This window comes from Streptomyces sp. NPDC004610 (genome assembly GCF_040609715.1).
GTDB lineage: Bacteria > Actinomycetota > Actinomycetes > Streptomycetales > Streptomycetaceae > Streptomyces.
Genome location: NZ_JBEXLA010000024.1, coordinates 73,937 through 88,794 on the forward strand (window position 1 = coordinate 73,937; position 14,858 = coordinate 88,794).

13 protein-coding genes, 1 pseudogene and 1 riboswitch are annotated in these 14,858 nt (G+C 71.3%); of the genes and pseudogenes, 1 reads left to right on the forward strand and 13 read right to left on the reverse strand.

Features of this window, described 5'->3' with window-relative positions; all coding sequences use genetic code 11:
* Positions 1–185: 185 nt before the first annotated feature.
* On the forward strand, positions 186–893 hold the full coding sequence (locus tag ABZX40_RS25460; RefSeq protein ID WP_355742528.1) for an LAETG motif-containing sortase-dependent surface protein: 708 nt from the start codon (positions 186–188) through the stop codon (positions 891–893).
* Positions 894–966: 73 nt separating this feature from the next.
* On the opposite strand, the gene ABZX40_RS25465 is transcribed toward ABZX40_RS25460, so the two are convergent.
* The 13 genes and pseudogenes from ABZX40_RS25465 to rpsB all read right to left on the reverse strand — a co-directional run bounded on the left by ABZX40_RS25465 (position 967) and on the right by rpsB (position 14,726).
* The gene (locus tag ABZX40_RS25465) at positions 967–1,812 is read right to left on the reverse strand and encodes a GNAT family N-acetyltransferase (RefSeq protein ID WP_355742525.1); all 846 of its coding nucleotides are present in this window, start codon (positions 1,810–1,812) and stop codon (positions 967–969) included.
* 27 nt (positions 1,813–1,839) lie between these two features.
* On the reverse strand, positions 1,840–2,649 hold the full coding sequence (locus ABZX40_RS25470) for a maleylpyruvate isomerase family mycothiol-dependent enzyme (protein ID WP_355742522.1): 810 nt from the start codon (positions 2,647–2,649) through the stop codon (positions 1,840–1,842).
* A gap of 248 nt (positions 2,650–2,897) precedes the next feature.
* Positions 2,898–3,962 carry an ABC transporter ATP-binding protein gene (locus ABZX40_RS25475; protein WP_355742519.1) on the reverse strand — a complete coding sequence of 355 codons (1,065 nt, stop codon included), beginning with the start codon at positions 3,960–3,962 and terminating at the stop codon, positions 2,898–2,900.
* Positions 3,959–5,632: an iron ABC transporter permease gene (locus ABZX40_RS25480; protein WP_355742516.1), complete on the reverse strand. Its 1,674-nt coding sequence runs from the start codon at positions 5,630–5,632 to the stop codon at positions 3,959–3,961. The genes ABZX40_RS25475 and ABZX40_RS25480 overlap by 4 nt, the downstream gene beginning before the upstream one ends.
* Positions 5,608–6,699, reverse strand: coding sequence for a thiamine ABC transporter substrate-binding protein (locus ABZX40_RS25485; protein ID WP_355742513.1), 1,092 nt, complete (start codon positions 6,697–6,699; stop codon positions 5,608–5,610). The genes ABZX40_RS25480 and ABZX40_RS25485 overlap by 25 nt, the downstream gene beginning before the upstream one ends.
* 99 nt (positions 6,700–6,798) lie before the next feature.
* Positions 6,799–6,919: riboswitch (TPP riboswitch) on the reverse strand.
* Positions 6,920–6,956: 37 nt separating this feature from the next.
* Positions 6,957–8,063: a 23S rRNA (adenine(2503)-C(2))-methyltransferase RlmN gene (gene rlmN, locus ABZX40_RS25490; protein WP_355742510.1), complete on the reverse strand. Its 1,107-nt coding sequence runs from the start codon at positions 8,061–8,063 to the stop codon at positions 6,957–6,959.
* 555 nt (positions 8,064–8,618) lie between these two features.
* A pseudogene (locus ABZX40_RS25495) lies at positions 8,619–8,771 on the reverse strand (amidohydrolase family protein); the annotation flags it as partial.
* A 280-nt stretch (positions 8,772–9,051) separates the two neighbouring features.
* The gene (locus tag ABZX40_RS25500; protein ID WP_355742507.1) at positions 9,052–9,762 is read right to left on the reverse strand and encodes a hypothetical protein; all 711 of its coding nucleotides are present in this window, start codon (positions 9,760–9,762) and stop codon (positions 9,052–9,054) included.
* A gap of 108 nt (positions 9,763–9,870) precedes the next feature.
* Positions 9,871–11,019, reverse strand: coding sequence for a phosphatidate cytidylyltransferase (locus ABZX40_RS25505; protein ID WP_355742504.1), 1,149 nt, complete (start codon positions 11,017–11,019; stop codon positions 9,871–9,873).
* Positions 11,019–11,576 carry a ribosome recycling factor gene (gene frr, locus ABZX40_RS25510; protein WP_064537659.1) on the reverse strand — a complete coding sequence of 186 codons (558 nt, stop codon included), beginning with the start codon at positions 11,574–11,576 and terminating at the stop codon, positions 11,019–11,021. Before frr ends, ABZX40_RS25505 begins: the two co-directional genes overlap by 1 nt.
* A 151-nt stretch (positions 11,577–11,727) precedes the next feature.
* Complete coding sequence (pyrH, locus tag ABZX40_RS25515) at positions 11,728–12,486, reverse strand: UMP kinase (protein WP_355742704.1); 759 nt, start codon at positions 12,484–12,486, stop codon at positions 11,728–11,730.
* Positions 12,487–12,707: 221 nt separating this feature from the next.
* Positions 12,708–13,544, reverse strand: a complete 837-nt coding sequence (gene tsf / locus ABZX40_RS25520; RefSeq protein ID WP_355742500.1) for a translation elongation factor Ts — start codon at positions 13,542–13,544, stop codon at positions 12,708–12,710.
* A 198-nt stretch (positions 13,545–13,742) separates the two neighbouring features.
* On the reverse strand, positions 13,743–14,726 hold the full coding sequence (gene rpsB, locus ABZX40_RS25525; protein ID WP_355742497.1) for a 30S ribosomal protein S2: 984 nt from the start codon (positions 14,724–14,726) through the stop codon (positions 13,743–13,745).
* Positions 14,727–14,858 lie beyond the last annotated feature (132 nt).

Genomic DNA, 14,858 nt, shown 5'->3' on the forward strand with positions numbered 1-14,858 from the left:
GAGGCGGCAGCTGACGCCTCCGCAAACCTTGGACTCTGTAAAGACATCGAAAAGTGGCCGGATCAAACGGACACGGGGATTGACGCTCCTTAAGGGACGCTTATAACTCTATGAGCCTGATGGGGGCGCAGCCTTCACGGCAGCTCCCTCAACCCCCCGCATTTACAGAGCCCTTAAGGACAAACGTGTCCATATCCCGCCGCACCGCACGGCGTTCCGTGCGTGCCCTCGGTGTAGCCGCCGCCTCGGCCGCACTCGCGCTCAGCGCCGCGGGCACCGCACTCGCCTGCGACATCAGTGAGTTCTCCGCCGCCGCGATCTGCGACGGCACCAAGGGTGTCATCACCGTCACCGACAAGGACCCGACCGGTGTGCCCGCCCTGGTCACCGTCTATCTGGAGAACAACGGCGCCGATGAGAAGCTGATCGGCAGCCAGGAGGTGAAGGGCTCCCGCGAGGGCGTGACCATCACCTTCGAGGAGGACTGGAAGCCCAACGCGGAGTACCGCATCCACGTCAAGGCCGGCGACCAGGTCGACGAGGACATCAAGCCGAACCTGGTCACCCCGTCCACCGCCTGCACAACGGACGGCACCGCGACCCCGACGCCCACGCCGACCCCGTCGGAGTCGGTGCCGGAGTCCACTGCGCCCGCGGAGTCCGAGACGCCCGCGCCGACGCCGTCCGCCCCCGAGGAGAGCAGCAGCGCCCCCGCGCCGGGTGAGTCGGTGAGCAACGCGCCGTCCCCGGCCGCCGGTCAGTCCAACCTCGCCGAGACCGGCGCCGACTCCAACACCGGGATGATCGCCGGTATCGCCGCGGCGCTGGTCGTCGTCGGCGGTGGCGCGGTCTTCTTCGGCTTCCGCCGCCGGGGAGCGAGCGACAGCCGCTGATCCGCAGTTGCTGCACGGGCGCGGCCCGTTCCCCGGAGCCACCGGGGAACGGGCCGCGCCCTGTGTCGCCCGCCTACGCGAAGTCGTACACCGCGAACTCGGCGATCGACCGGTAACCGAGCCGCTGGTAGAGCGCGTTGCTCGTCGGGTTGGCCAGATTGGTGTAGAGCACGACCTCCTCGGCACCGGCGTCCAGCGCGGCCCGGCTCACCGCCACCGTCGCGGCCCCGCCGTAGCTCCGGCCGCGCAGCTGCTCCGGCGTGTAGACGGGGTCGATCCGGACCTGGCCCCCGATCAGGGGATTGGCACCGGCCATGGCGACGGGGACGCCGTCCGGGTTCTCCCAGTAGGTGTAGGTCTTCTCGCCGAAGCGGGTGCTCGCCCAGGTCTCGGCGTCGATGGTGACCTCCTCGCCGAAGTACGCGGCCAGCTCCCGGCACCACTGCATGATGTGCTCGTGATCGGCGTCCCCGGCCGGCCGGGCGCTCCCCTCGGGGAACGGGTCGGGCAGGGTGAGCGTGCCGAGCCGGTACAGCCCGAGTTCGACCCGGATGTCCGCCGAGGCCCCGGTCCGCCGCCCCCACGCCGTCGCGAAGGAACGGGCGGTGCCCCGCTCGGCGGTGACATACGGGAGGGTCCGGCCGAGGCCGAGGAGGTGCTCGGCGAGGCCCTCGGTGTCCTCGGGGGCCAGGGGGGTGAGGCTGACGCCGCGCTCGGGGGACACCCGACAGTAGATTCCGCGGACCTCGCCGTCCGTCTCCAGCCAGCCCAGGGTGGCGCCCTCGTCGCCCTCGACCCGCAGCTTCTCGGTGACCGTGAGCGCCGTGGTGTGCAGCCCGGGGCGGGAGCGCAGGAACTCCCCCGTCCGCGCCAGGAAGTGATGAATACCGTCAGCCGTGTGCCATGCGTCCAGACCCATGGTCGAAGATCCTCTCCCGGGACGCCCTCATCCGAAAGTGGCCCGCTCCAACCAGAAGTCCAGCACCTCCCGCTCCCCCAGCACCTCGACACCGCCCCCGACCAGCGGCTCCCGCCGGTAGAACGCCAGCAGCACCGCCGTCAGCGGGCCCCGCACGGCCACCGACGCCTTCTCGTGGCCGCGCCGCCACTCGACACCGTCCGCGCCCAGCTCGATCAGCCACTCCGCGTCCAGGCCCGGCGCGTCCGTGGCGTGCAGATGGATCGACCGCGCCCCGTCCGGGCCCGCGTCGCGCAACTCCCGGGCCGCGTCATGCGGATCGGTGCGCTGCACGAACGTCACGATCTCCAGCCACTCGTCGATCGCGTCCGCCGCCACCTCACCGGCGACCTCGTAGGGCGCCCCCACGGCCAGCGCCGCGTCGGCCCGGTGCACGGTGATCTCATGGGTCATCCGCCGCGCCCAGAACGCCGCCGTGTGCACCCCGGCCCACCCCCACACCACCGCGTCCGGCCCCGCCTCGCGCAGCGTCCGTACGGCCAGCTCACCGCCCTCGGCGAACCACGCCCCGAGCGCCGCCGCGTCCCCCCGCGCCTCGGGCCCGGCCCCGTCCGGCACCTCCTCCGGCTCCACCTCCCGCTCCGCCCGGGTCCGTACGGTCACCTCCACCCAGCGCAGGGCCTCGCCCATGTGCCGGGTCAGATCCTCCACGGTCCAGTCGGGGCAGGTCGGCACGGTGGCCGTGAGATCCGTGCCGGGCGCGGTCACCAACTCCCCGAACCGCGCCACCTGGAGGGCGATCTCATCGCAATACCGGTCAAAGGCGAGAAGCGTCATGCGGGCACCCTATGACCGGGCAGGCCGACCGAGCACCACGATTTCGACCGGGCGCCTCGCTCCAGCGCCACGACGCCCGCCCGACGTCTCACCCAGGCACCACGATGCGTGTCAGGCACCTCACCCCAACACCACGACACCCGCCCGACGCCCCACCCAGGCACCCCGACGCCCGCCAAGCACCTCACCCCAACACCACGACACCCGCCCGACGCCCCACCCAGGCACCACGACACCCGCCAAGCACCTCACCCCAACACCACAACGTCCGCCGGGTCGAACTCCACCCCCACCGCGTCCCCCACCCCAGGCGCGTCTCGCAGCGCGCACGCCGCCTCCAGTACCGGCGCGTCCACCGCCTCCGGCCGCAGCCGTACGGCGACATGGGTGCCGCGGAAGGTCCGGGCCACCACCGCGCACCGCAGCCCGCCGTCCCCGGCGGCCACCAGCCGCACACCCCCCGGCCGCACCAGCACATCCCGCTCCCCCTGGGTCGCCCCCGCGCCCACCGGCAGCTTCCCCCACGGCGTGGCCGCGACCTCCCCGCTCACGCTCCCCGCCACCACGTTCTCGAAGCCGAGGAAGCGGGCCACAAAGGCGTCGGCGGGCCGCTGCCACACCTCTAGCGGCGTCCCCGACTGGGCGATCCGCCCGTCCCGCATCACCACCACCCGGTCGGCCAGCGCGAACGCCTCGCCCTGGTCGTGGGTGACGGCCAGCACCGTCGTCCCCAGCCGCCCGAACAGCTCCCGCAACTCCACCACCAGCCGCTCCCGCAAGGACCGGTCGAGCTGGCCCAGCGGCTCGTCCAGCATCAGCAGCCGGGGGTCCGGCGCCAGCGCCCGCGCCAGCGCGACCCGCTGCTGCTCGCCCCCGGACAGCTCGGCGACGGCCCGACCGGCGGCCCCCGGCAGCCCGACCAGCTCCAGCAACCGGGCCACCCGCGCCCGCTGCTCGTCCCGCGAGGCGCCCCGCATCCGCGGCCCGAACGCCACATTGCCGCCCACGTCCCGCTGCGGGAACAGCTGATGATCCTGGAACATCAGCCCGATCTCCCGCCGGTGCGCGGGCACCCCCGACTGATCGCGCCCCTCCAGCCGCACCCGTCCGGAAGCCATCGGCTGGAGCCCGGCGACCGCCCGCAGCAGCGTCGACTTCCCGCTCCCGCTCGGCCCGAGCACACACACCACCTCATGTGCGGCGACCGCCAGATCCACCGCGTCCAGCACGACCCGCCCACCGAGCCGCACGGTCACGCCTTCCACGCCGAGCAGCGGCGCCGCCGCCCGCTTCGGTGCCGACGTCGACGTCACAGGAACTCCCCGCTCCGGTCGGTCCGCAGCCGCTCCAGCACCACCAGGGCCACCGCGCACACCACCATCAGAATCGTCGAAAGGGCCATCGCCTGGCCGTAGTTCAGCTCGCCGGGCCGGGCCACCAGCTTGGCGACCGCCACCGGCAGCGTCGGGTTGTCGGGCCGCGCGATGAACACCGTCGCCCCGTACTCCCCCAGCGACACCGCGAACGCGAACCCGGCCGCGACCAGCACCGCCCGCCGCACCAGCGGCAGATCCACCTCCCGCCAGACCCGCCAGGGCGACGCCCCGAGCACCGCCGCCGCCTCCCGCAGCCGTCCGTCCACCGCCCGCAGCACCGGCAGCATGATCCGCACGACGAAGGGCACCCCGACCAGGGCCTGGGCGAGCGGCACCAGGATCCAGGTGGCCCGCAGATCCAGCGGCGGTTCATCCAGCGCGATCAGGAACCCGAAGCCGACGGTCACCGCGGACACCCCGAGCGGCAGCATCAGCAGCGCGTCGAACCCGCGCACCAGCCGCCCCGCGTCCCGCCGCGCCAGCGCCGCCGCGGCGAGCCCGCCGACCAGCAGCGCGAGCGCGGTGGCGACGACGGCGTACGCCAGCGAGTTGCCGATCGCGTCGATCGGCGGGACGAGGAACACCTCGGACTCCGCCGAGGCCAGCGCCCGGTAGTAGGAGAACCCGGACCCGGCCAGCGAGCGCCGCACCAGCACCCCGAGCGGCAGCAGGATCAGGGCGCCGACGACGCCCAGCACCCCGGCGAGCAGCGCCCACTGCCCGGCACCGCGCGGACGCCGGGCGGTCCCGGCCGGGTCGACCAGCCGCAGCGCGCTCTCCCGCCGCCGCACCGTCCAGGCGTGCACGGCGAGGATCCCGCCCACCGCCGCGAACTGGACGAGCGTCAGCACGGCGGCCGTCGGCAGATCGAAGATCTGCGAGGTCTGCCGGTAGATCTCCACCTCAAGGGTGGCGAAGGTGGGCCCGCCGAGGATCTGCACCACCCCGAACGAGGTGAAGGTGAAGAGGAAGACCATCAGCGCGGCGGCGGCCACCGCCGGTCCCAGCGCCGGAAGGGTGACCTTCCGCCAGGCGGCCAGCGGCGACGCGCCGAGCATCCGCGCCGCCTCCTCCTGCCGGGGATCGAGCTGCGCCCACAGCCCGCCCACGGTCCGGACGACGACCGCGTAGTTGAAGAAGACATGCGCCAGCAGGATCGCCCACACGGTGGTGTCCAGCCGTACGCCCCACCACTCGTCCAGCAGCCCGCCGCGCCCGAGCAGCGCCAGGAACGCCGTCCCCACCACCACCGTGGGCAGCACGAACGGCACGGTCACCACCGCCCGCAGCACCTGCTTGCCGGGGAAGTCGAGGCGGGCGAAGACATAGGCGCCGGGCAGGGCGATCAGCAGGGTCAGCGCGGTGGAGGCGAGCGCCTGCCAGGTGGTGAACCACAGCACCTGCCGGACGCCCGAATCCCCCAGCACCTCCCAGAGCCGCCCCAGCTGCCAGGCCCCGTCGCTCCGCAGCCCCCGGGTGAGGATCGCGGCGACGGGGTAGGCGAAGAAGATCCCGAAGAACCCGACGGGCACCACCAGCAGCGCGAGCCGCACGAGCCCCCGCCGGTCCCGCCGCGTGGGGGCTACTTCAGTACCAGCGACGTCCATGCCTTGACCCAGTCGTCACGATGGTCGGCGATCTTCGCCGCGTCCATGGTCTCGGGGTCGGCGGCCCGCGGCCCGTGCGTGCTGAACACCTCGGGCACCGCGGCGCCCTCCACCACCGGGTACACGAACATGTTCAGCGGCATGTCCTGCTGGAACTCCTTGCTGATCAGGAAGTCCAGCAGCGCCTTGCCGCCCTCCGCGTTCTTCGCGTTGCTCAGCAGCCCCGCGTACTCGATCTGCCGGAAGCAGGTGCCGTCGGCGACACCGGTGGGCGCGTCCTTCGGCTGCGGGTCGGCGTACACCACCTCAACGGGCGGCGAGGAGGCGTAGGACACCACCAGCGGCCGGTCGCCCCCCGCCTCCTTGCCACCGGCCGAGCCGGAGAACTCCTGGTTGTAGGCGGTCTCCCAGCCGTCGACGACCTTGACGCCGTTGTCCGTCAGCTTCTGCCAGTACCCCTGCCAGCCGTCGTCGCCGTACTTGGCGGCCGTGCCGAGCAGAAAGCCGAGGCCGGGCGAGGAGGTGGACGCGTTCTCGGTGACCAGCAGGTCCTTGTACTCCGGCTTCACCAGATCGTCGAAGGTACGGGGCGGGTCGAGATCGCGCTCGGCGAAGTACGCCTTGTCGTAGTTGACGCAGATGTCGCCGGTGTCGACGGGGGTGACCCGGTGGCCGGTGCCGTCGGCGCGGAAGGCGGGCTCGACGGTGTCGGCGCCCTTGGCCTCGTACGGCTGGAAGAGGCCGTTGTCCAGGGCCCGGGAGAGCAGGGTGTTGTCGACGCCGAAGAAGACATCGCCCTGCGGGTTGTCCTTGGTGAGGATCGCCTTGTTGACGGCCGTACCGGCGTCCCCGTCCTCCAGGACCTTGACCGTGTACCCGGACCGCTCCTGGAAGTCGGCGAGGACCTCCTTGGACACGGCCCAGGAGTCATGGCTGACCAGGGTGACGGTCTTCGACCCGCCCCCCGACCCGGACCCGGAGTCGGACGCCCCCGAACCGCAGGCGGCCAGCGTGACCATCCCGAGCCCGACCCCGACGGCGGATATCTTTCTGACCTTGCTGCTCATCTGACGATTGATGCTCACTGATTGTCCTCCTGGGTGACCAGGAAGAGACGCGGCCCTGCCCGGGACCGTCGAGACGGGTTCCCGGGCAGGGCGCAACAGCATGAGTGACGACCGATCTCCCTACCCAGAATGACCTGGGCGAGGTTCAGAGGGTCTGCGGCCCACCGTGTCCTGACGGCTGCCGCACTCTCAGCGCTGTGGCGCTCCCCTGCCGGATTACGAGTATGAAGATATGTACGGATGTACGACGTCTGACTCTACCGCTCGGTGGCCGCGAGCTGACCACACGCCCCGTCGATCTCCTGGCCCCGGGTGTCCCGGACGGTCACCGGTACCCCATGGGCGGCGATGGCCTCCACGAACGCCTTCTCGTCCTCGGGCCGGGACGCGGTCCACTTGGACCCGGGTGTCGGGTTCAGCGGGATCAGGTTCACATGCACGGGCCGCCCCTTGAGCAGCCGCCCGAGCCGGTCACCGCGCCACGCCTGGTCGTTGATGTCCCGGATCAGCGCGTACTCGATGGACAGCCGCCGCCCGGACCGCTCCGCGTACTCGAACCCGGCGTCCAGCACCTCGCGGACCTTCCAGCGGGTGTTCACCGGCACCAGGGTGTCGCGCAGTTCGTCATCGGGCGCGTGCAGCGAGATGGCGAGCCGGCACTTGAAGCCCTCGTCGGCGAACCGGTGGATGGCGGGCACCAGCCCGACCGTCGACACGGTGATCCCGCGCTGGGACAGCCCCACGCCGTCCGGCGCCGGATCGGTCAGCGCCCGGATGGCCCCGACGACCCGCTTGTAGTTGGCGAGCGGCTCCCCCATCCCCATGAAGACGATGTTGGACAGCCGCGCGGGCCCGCCCGGCACGTCCCCGTCCCGCAGCGCGCGCATTCCGTCGACGATCTGGTGCACGATCTCGGCGGTCGACAGGTTCCGGTCCAGCCCGGCCTGTCCGGTGGCGCAGAACGGGCAGTTCATCCCGCATCCGGCCTGCGAGCTGATGCACATGGTCACCCGGTCCGGGTACCGCATCAGCACCGACTCCACCAGCGTCCCGTCGAACAGCCGCCACAGCGTCTTGCGGGTCGTCCCCTCGTCCGTCGACAGATGCCGGACGACGGTCATCAGCTCCGGCAGCAACGCCTCGCGCAGCCGGTCACGGGACCCGGCGGGGATGTCCGTCCACTGCTCGGGTTCGTGCGCGTACCGCGCGAAGTAGTGCTGCGAGAGCTGCTTGGCGCGAAAGGGCTTCTCCCCGATCTGCGCCACCGCCTCCTTGCGCTCGGCGGGCGAGAGATCGGCGAGATGCCGCGGCGGCTTCTTGGCTCCGCGCGGCGCGACAAAGGTGAGTTCTCCGGGCTTAGGCATGGCCCTACCAGTGTCGCAGACTCCCGGACCACGCCAGCCGACCTGTGGATAACCTTGGTCGGGCGACATTGTTGCAGGTCAGGGGGGTGTGGGGAGGGTGGGGCGTCGTCGCCCGGGGGCGGGGAGGTCGCCGGGGGGTGCGGGGTTGGGAGGGGGTTCCCGGAGGTGCGGCGTCACCACGGGTCGGGAGGGGGGGCCGGAGAGTGCGGTGTCGCCGGGGGGCGGGAGGGTTTCCGGAGACTGCGAGGTCGCCATGGGTCGGGAAGATCCCCGGAGACCGCGACGCCACCACAGATCCGGGGGGGCGGGAGACCACGAGACCGGGACAGGCCGGGAAGCTCACCGAAGACTGCGACGCCGCCAGAGATCGGTGGCCCAGAGACATCGACACCGCCACCTGTCGGGAAGCTCCCCGGAGACCGCGAGACCGCCACCCAGCTGAGAGGCGCCCCGAGATTCCGGGCCGCCACCGGCTGAGAGGCGCCCGAAGACTCCGGGGCCGCCACCGGCTCGGAGATGCCCGCAGCCTCCGAGGCCGCCACAGATCGCGGAGGGGTGCTGGGTCTCCACCGACAGCACCTGCTCGGCGTGCGGGTCGTAGATCACGAGGTCGGCGTCGGCGCCGGGCGCGATGGTGCCCTTCTTGGGGTAGAGGCCGAACATCCGCGCCGGGTTGGCCCAGGCGATCTCGATCCAGCGGCGGCGGCTGGGGCCCGAACCCACCGGACCACCACCGACCGGAAAAGCCCCCGGAGACCACGAGACGGCCACAGTCCAGAAGGGACCCAGAGCCAGCGCCACCCGGCACCCGGCACCCGGCACCCGGCACCCGGCACCCGCCACTCGGTACCCAGCACCCAGCACCCGCCACCCAACCGAGAAGCCCCCCGCAACCCGCAAGACCGCCACCACCCGGACCAGCCAGGAGACCCCGGCTCAGCCGACGCCGGGAGACCCCGGCTCAGCCGGCGCCAGGAGGCCCCGGTAATCAGCCGGCCCCCCGCCCGCCCCCCTCCGCGATCTCGTCCCGCAGTACCGCCAGATCGCGTTCGAGTCGGCGGTAGTGGTCGGTGACCGTCTCGTTCTCCGCCGGCCAGACCCGGCCCTGTTCCAGTGCCGTGAGGCGGTCGCCCAGCGTCGCGAGGGCGACCTCGCGGACATGCCAGCCAGGGGTGCCCCGGGTCGCCGCCAGTTCGTCCGCGGCGGCCCGGTGCGCGGGGTGGATGCGGGCCCGTAGCGGCGCCAGGTCCGCCCGGGTCTCCGTCAGCCGCTCGCGCAGCACGATCACCGCCTCGGCGGCACCGAGCACCTGTTCGCCGATCCCGGGCATGGTCTCCACGAAGTCGACCAGTTCCTCCATCAGCGGGACGAGCGTGTGCCGGTCGTCCACGCCCTTGCCGACCACCTGGACCCGGATGCCCGTGTACTGCGCGGACACCTCGTCCAGCGAGGCGAGGGCCTCGTCGCCCGCCTCCAGCCTGACCCGCACCAGCTCCGCCGGCATCCCGTCGTCGCGGCCCAGCATCGCCCTGGTCTCCGCCACCTCGCGGGCGAGCTGCTCCCGCAGTTCCAGCAGGCCCTGGTGGGCCTCGTCGGCGGAGGACAGGGTCGTACGGAGACTGTGCTCGAACTCCTCGACCGCCTCGGCCGCCACCCGCTCCAGCCGCTCCTGCCGCGCGGCCCGCCGTCTGGCCCACATACGGCTCCACCCCTCCCGTTCCCCCTGAACGCCCCGCGTCGTGTCGCGGCGATCATAGAGAGGAGCGGGAGGGGTGGAGCAAACGTTCACTCAGGGCGTCGGCGCGCGTCAGCCGGAGCCGACGAACACCACCATCAGCAGCCACACCACCGGAGCCGTCGGCAGCAGCGAGTCCAGCCGGTCCATGATCCCGCCGTGGCCCGGCAGCAGCGTGCCCATGTCCTTGATGCCGAGGTCCCGCTTGATCATGGACTCGCCCAGGTCACCGAGGGTGGCGCTGGCCGCGACCGCGAGCCCGAGCAGCAGACCCTGCCACCAGGCGCCGCCGTCGATCAGGAACTCCATGCACAGCGCGCCCGCCACCATCGCGAAGGCGACCGCCCCGAGCAGCCCCTCGCGGGTCTTGCCGGGGCTGATCCGCGGGGCGAGCTTGTGCTTGCCGAAGCGCCAGCCGATCGCATACGCCCCGGTGTCGCTGACGACGGTGAGCAGCAGAAACGTCAGCACCCGCTGCGCGCCGTCGTCGGCGGTCAGCAGCATCGCCACGAAGGTGGCCAGGAACGGGACGTAGAACGCGGCGAAGACGCCCGCCGTGACGTCCTTGAGATAGCCCTCCGGCGGTTCGGTCATCCGCCAGACCAGCACCGCGAGCGCGGTCAGCGCCATCGCGACCCAGGCGCCCTCGGCCCCCCGGACATATCCGGCGACGACCATGGCCGCGCCGCCCACCGCCAGCGGCACCAGCGGGGCCCTGATGCCCTTGCGCTCCTCCAGGCGCCGGGTCAGCTCCCACAGCCCGACCACCACGGCGACCGCTATCACCCCGATGAACACGGCCTTGACGAAGAACAGCGAGGCGAGGATGACCGCACCGAGCCCGACCCCGACCCCTATGGCCGCACCCAGATCCCGGCCCGCGTTCTTCTTCTGCGGTGTGGGCGCCGGCTGCGGGACGTCGGGCATGGGCTCCGGATTCTGCGGCACCGCCGCAGGGGGCTGCGCCGACGGGGTCTCGTCGCGGAACGTCTGGTCACGGAACAGGGGGCCGCCCAGCCGAGCGGTCCCCCGGTCCTCATCCTGGTCACCGCCGTACGCGGGCAGGTCGGGCACGATGGGCATGGGGCGAGTGTGCTGCGCCTGCTGCGCATCGTACGCGGGACCCGCCGGGGCAGCCCCCTGGACAGGTCCGTGCTCGGTGGGCCCCCAGTACCCGGTCTGCCCGGCCCCGGTCGGCACCCCCCAGGAAGAGTCGTTCATCAGACTTCGAGCAGCTCCGCTTCCTTGTGCTTGAGGAGCTCGTCCACCTGGGCGACGTACTTGGCGGTGGTGTCGTCGAGTTCCTTCTCCGCGCGGCGGCCCTCGTCCTCGCCGACCTCGCCGTCCTTGATCAGCTTGTCGATGGCGTCCTTGGCCTTGCGGCGCACCGAGCGGATGGACACCTTGGCGTCCTCGCCCTTGCCCTTGGCGACCTTGATGTACTCGCGGCGGCGCTCTTCGGTCAGCTCGGGGAACACCACCCGGATGATGTTGCCGTCGTTGCTGGGGTTGACCCCGAGGTCGGAGTCGCGGATCGCCTGCTCGATATTGCGCAGGGCGGTCTTGTCGAACGGGGTGACGACGGCCATCCGCGGCTCCGGCACGGAGAACGAGGCCAGCTGGTTGATCGGGGTGGGTGCCCCGTAGTAGTCGGCCACGATCTTGTTGAACATCGCGGGGTGGGCCCGGCCGGTGCGGATCGCGGCGAAGTCCTCCTTGGCGACCACGACGGCCTTCTCCATCTTCTCCTCGGCTTCGAGGAGGGTCTCTTCGATCACCACTTGCTCCTGCGTGTTGAGAGTCGGCCCGGCCGCGTCCGCGCGTGGGGGGCGGCCGGCTGCGTCGCGTCTTGTTCCTGCACGGTTCCCGAGCGTCCGGTCATTGTCCATCCTCCGGTCGGGGTCCGTGCCCGGCGGGGTCGTCCCCCGGTCAGGCCCGGCTGTCCTGGTCGCCCACCAGCGTGCCGATCTTCTCACCCTTGACGGCCCGCGCGATATTGCCCTCGGTCAGCAGCTCGAAGACCAGGATCGGCAGCTTGTTGTCACGGCACAGGGTGACGGCGGTGGCATCGGCGACCTTGAGGTCGCGGGTGATGACCTCGCCGTAGCCGAGCGCGTCGAACTTGACCGCGTCCGGGTTGGTCTTCGGGTCGGAGTCGTAGACCCCGTCCACCCCGTTCTTGCCCATCAGCAGGGCCTCGGCGTCGATCTCCAGGGCGCGCTGGGCGGCGGTGGTGTCGGTGGAGAAGTACGGCATGCCCATACCGGCGCCGAAGATCACGACCCGGCCCTTCTCCAGATGGCGCACGGCCCGCAGCGGGATGTAGGGCTCGGCGACCTGGCCCATGGTGATGGCGGTCTGCACCCGGGACTGGATGCCCTCCTTCTCCAGGAAGTCCTGGAGGGCGAGGCAGTTCATCACCGTGCCCAGCATGCCCATGTAGTCGGAGCGGGCCCGGTCCATGCCGCGCTGCTGGAGTTCGGCACCGCGGAAGAAGTTGCCGCCGCCGATGACGACGGCGATCTGGGCGCCGTCCCGGACGACCGCGGCGATCTCGCGGGCGATCTTGTGCACCACGTCCGGGTCGACCCCCAGGCCCCCGCCACCGGCGAATGCCTCTCCGGAGAGTTTCAGCAGAAACCGGCCGCGTACTTTGCCGTCGTCGCTCTTCTGGGCCTTGGTGGTCATCGTCATCCCGCCTCTTTCACATGGTGCACATACCAAGAAGGCCATTGCCGGTGGGGGGTGGTGGCTCCCATGCGCGGCAATGGCCTCCTCGTCAGATCTGCCGTCGTCCGCTTCGCGCGCGTGCGGGACGCAGTGCGCGGGTGGCGCGGACGACTGCGGTCGACCCTAGCGGGATTCCGCCCTGGATCGCGCGTCGATCGCGGTTACGGACGCGGTCGGACTCAGATGCCGACCTTGATGCGCGTGAAGCGCTTCAGGGTGACACCGGCCTCGTCCAGGACCTTCTGGACGGACTTCTTGGGGTCGAGCGCGTACGCCTGGCCGAGCAGGGTGGCGTCCTTGAAGAAGCCGTTGACACGACCCTCGACGATCTTGGCGATCGCGGCCTCGGGCTTGCCCTCGGCGCGGGTGGTCTCCTCGGCGATACGGCGCTCGTTCGCCACCACATCGGCGGGGATGTCGTCCTTGGAGAGGTACTGCGGCGCGAAGGCGGCGATGTGCTGGGCGACGCCCCTGGCGGTGTCGGCGTCCGGCTTGTCCAGCTCGACCAGGACACCGATCTGCGGGGGCAGGTCGGGCATGGTGCGGTGCATGTAGGCGGCGACGAAACCGTCCGAGAACTGCGCGAAGCGGTCCAGGACGATCTTCTCGCCGAGGTTGGCGTTGGCCTCGTCGACATACGCCTGGACGGTCTTGCCGGCCTCGATCTCGGAGGCGAGCAGGGCGGCCAGGTCGGCCGGGGAGGTCTTGGCGACGTGCTCGGCGATGGTCTGGGCGACGGCCTGGAACTTCTCGCCCTTGGCGACGAAGTCCGTCTCGCACTTCAGCTCGACCAGGACACCGGAGGAGTTGTCGTCGGCGATGATCGAGACCACGGCGCCGTTCTCGGCGGAGCGGCCCTCGCGCTTGGCGACGCCCTTCTGGCCCTTGATGCGCAGGGCCTCCACGGCCTTGTCGACATCGCCGTCGGCCTCGTCGAGGGCCTTCTTGCAGTCCATCATGCCGGCGCCGGTCAGCTCACGGAGCTTCTTGACGTCGGCGGCGGTGTAGTTCGCCATGAGTCTGTGAGTCTTTCTCGAAGTCTGGGAGATCTTCTCGAACGTCTGGAAGATCGAAGGTCCGCACGGTCGCGGGTCCCTGTGTGCCGGGGACCGGTCCCCTGTGTGCAGGGGCCCGCGAACGGTGTGCCGACCTACGGGTGAACGGCGGGGGCGGACTTCATGAGCACCGCCCCCACCGTCGACGTGGCTGTGGGATCAGCCCTGCTCGGCGTCCGCGGCCGGAGCCTCGGTGGCCTCGGCGGCCGGGGCCTCGGCGGCGGCGGGCGCCTCCTCTGCGGGGGTCTCCTCGGCGGCGGCCTCGGCCGGGGCGGCCTCGACAGCCTCGGCCTCGGGGGCGGCCTCGGTGGCCTCAGGGGCCTCGGTGGCGGGCGCGGCGTCGGCGGCCGGGGCGGCCTCCTCGGCCTTCTTCTCGCCCTCCAGCAGCTCACGCTCCCACGCGGCGAGCGGCTCACCGGCGGCCTTCTCGCCCTTGTCACCGGTGGCGACACCGGAACGGGAGATGAGGCCCTCGGCGACGGCGTCGGCGATCACCCGGGTGAGCAGGGTGACGGAGCGGATCGCGTCGTCGTTGCCCGGGATCTTGTAGTCGACCTCGTCGGGGTCGCAGTTGGTGTCGAGGATCGCGACGACCGGGATGTTCAGCTTCCGGGCCTCGCCGACCGCGATGTGCTCCTTCTTGGTGTCCACGATCCAGACGGCGCTGGGCACCTTGGACATCTCGCGGATACCGCCGAGGGTCTTCTCCAGCTTGGCCTTCTCGCGCGAGAGCACGAGAAGCTCCTTCTTGGTCAGACCGGAGGAGGCGACGTCCTCGAAGTCGATCTGCTCCAGCTCCTTGAGGCGCTGGAGGCGCTTGTAGACGGTGGAGAAGTTGGTGAGCATGCCGCCCAGCCAACGCTGGTTGACGAAGGGCATGCCGACGCGGGTGGCCTGCTCGGCGATGGCCTCCTGCGCCTGCTTCTTCGTACCGACGAACATGACCGTGCCGCCATGGGCGACGGTCTCCTTGACGAACTCGTAGGCGCGGTCGATGTACGACAGCGACTGGAGCAGGTCGATGATGTAGATGCCGTTGCGCTCCGTGAAGATGAAGCGCTTCATCTTCGGGTTCCAACGGCGGGTCTGGTGACCGAAGTGGACGCCGCTTTCCAGCAGCTCCCGCATCGTGACGACGGCCATGGCCGTGTTCTCCTTGATTTCTCGGTTGTGCCGCGGATGCCGGACGGCTTCCGCGCCTGACGCCCACTGACGCGCCGTGCCACAAGGGACCGAGGGGCGCTGACCGGGACCGTTTCCGGTCGCCGTGCCGGG

Coding starts and splice junctions, on each gene's coding strand:
- ABZX40_RS25465 (WP_355742525.1), bottom strand. CDS start 1,812: ATGGGTCTGGACGCATGGCACACGGCTGACGGTATTCATCACTTCCTG.
- ABZX40_RS25470 (WP_355742522.1), bottom strand. CDS start 2,649: ATGACGCTTCTCGCCTTTGACCGGTATTGCGATGAGATCGCCCTCCAG.
- ABZX40_RS25480 (WP_355742516.1), bottom strand. CDS start 5,632: ATGGACGTCGCTGGTACTGAAGTAGCCCCCACGCGGCGGGACCGGCGG.
- ABZX40_RS25485 (WP_355742513.1), bottom strand. CDS start 6,699: ATGAGCAGCAAGGTCAGAAAGATATCCGCCGTCGGGGTCGGGCTCGGG.
- rlmN (WP_355742510.1), bottom strand. CDS start 8,063: ATGCCTAAGCCCGGAGAACTCACCTTTGTCGCGCCGCGCGGAGCCAAG.
- ABZX40_RS25500 (WP_355742507.1), bottom strand. CDS start 9,762: ATGTGGGCCAGACGGCGGGCCGCGCGGCAGGAGCGGCTGGAGCGGGTG.
- ABZX40_RS25505 (WP_355742504.1), bottom strand. CDS start 11,019: ATGAACGACTCTTCCTGGGGGGTGCCGACCGGGGCCGGGCAGACCGGG.
- pyrH (WP_355742704.1), bottom strand. CDS start 12,486: ATGACCACCAAGGCCCAGAAGAGCGACGACGGCAAAGTACGCGGCCGG.
- tsf (WP_355742500.1), bottom strand. CDS start 13,544: ATGGCGAACTACACCGCCGCCGACGTCAAGAAGCTCCGTGAGCTGACC.
- rpsB (WP_355742497.1), bottom strand. CDS start 14,726: ATGGCCGTCGTCACGATGCGGGAGCTGCTGGAAAGCGGCGTCCACTTC.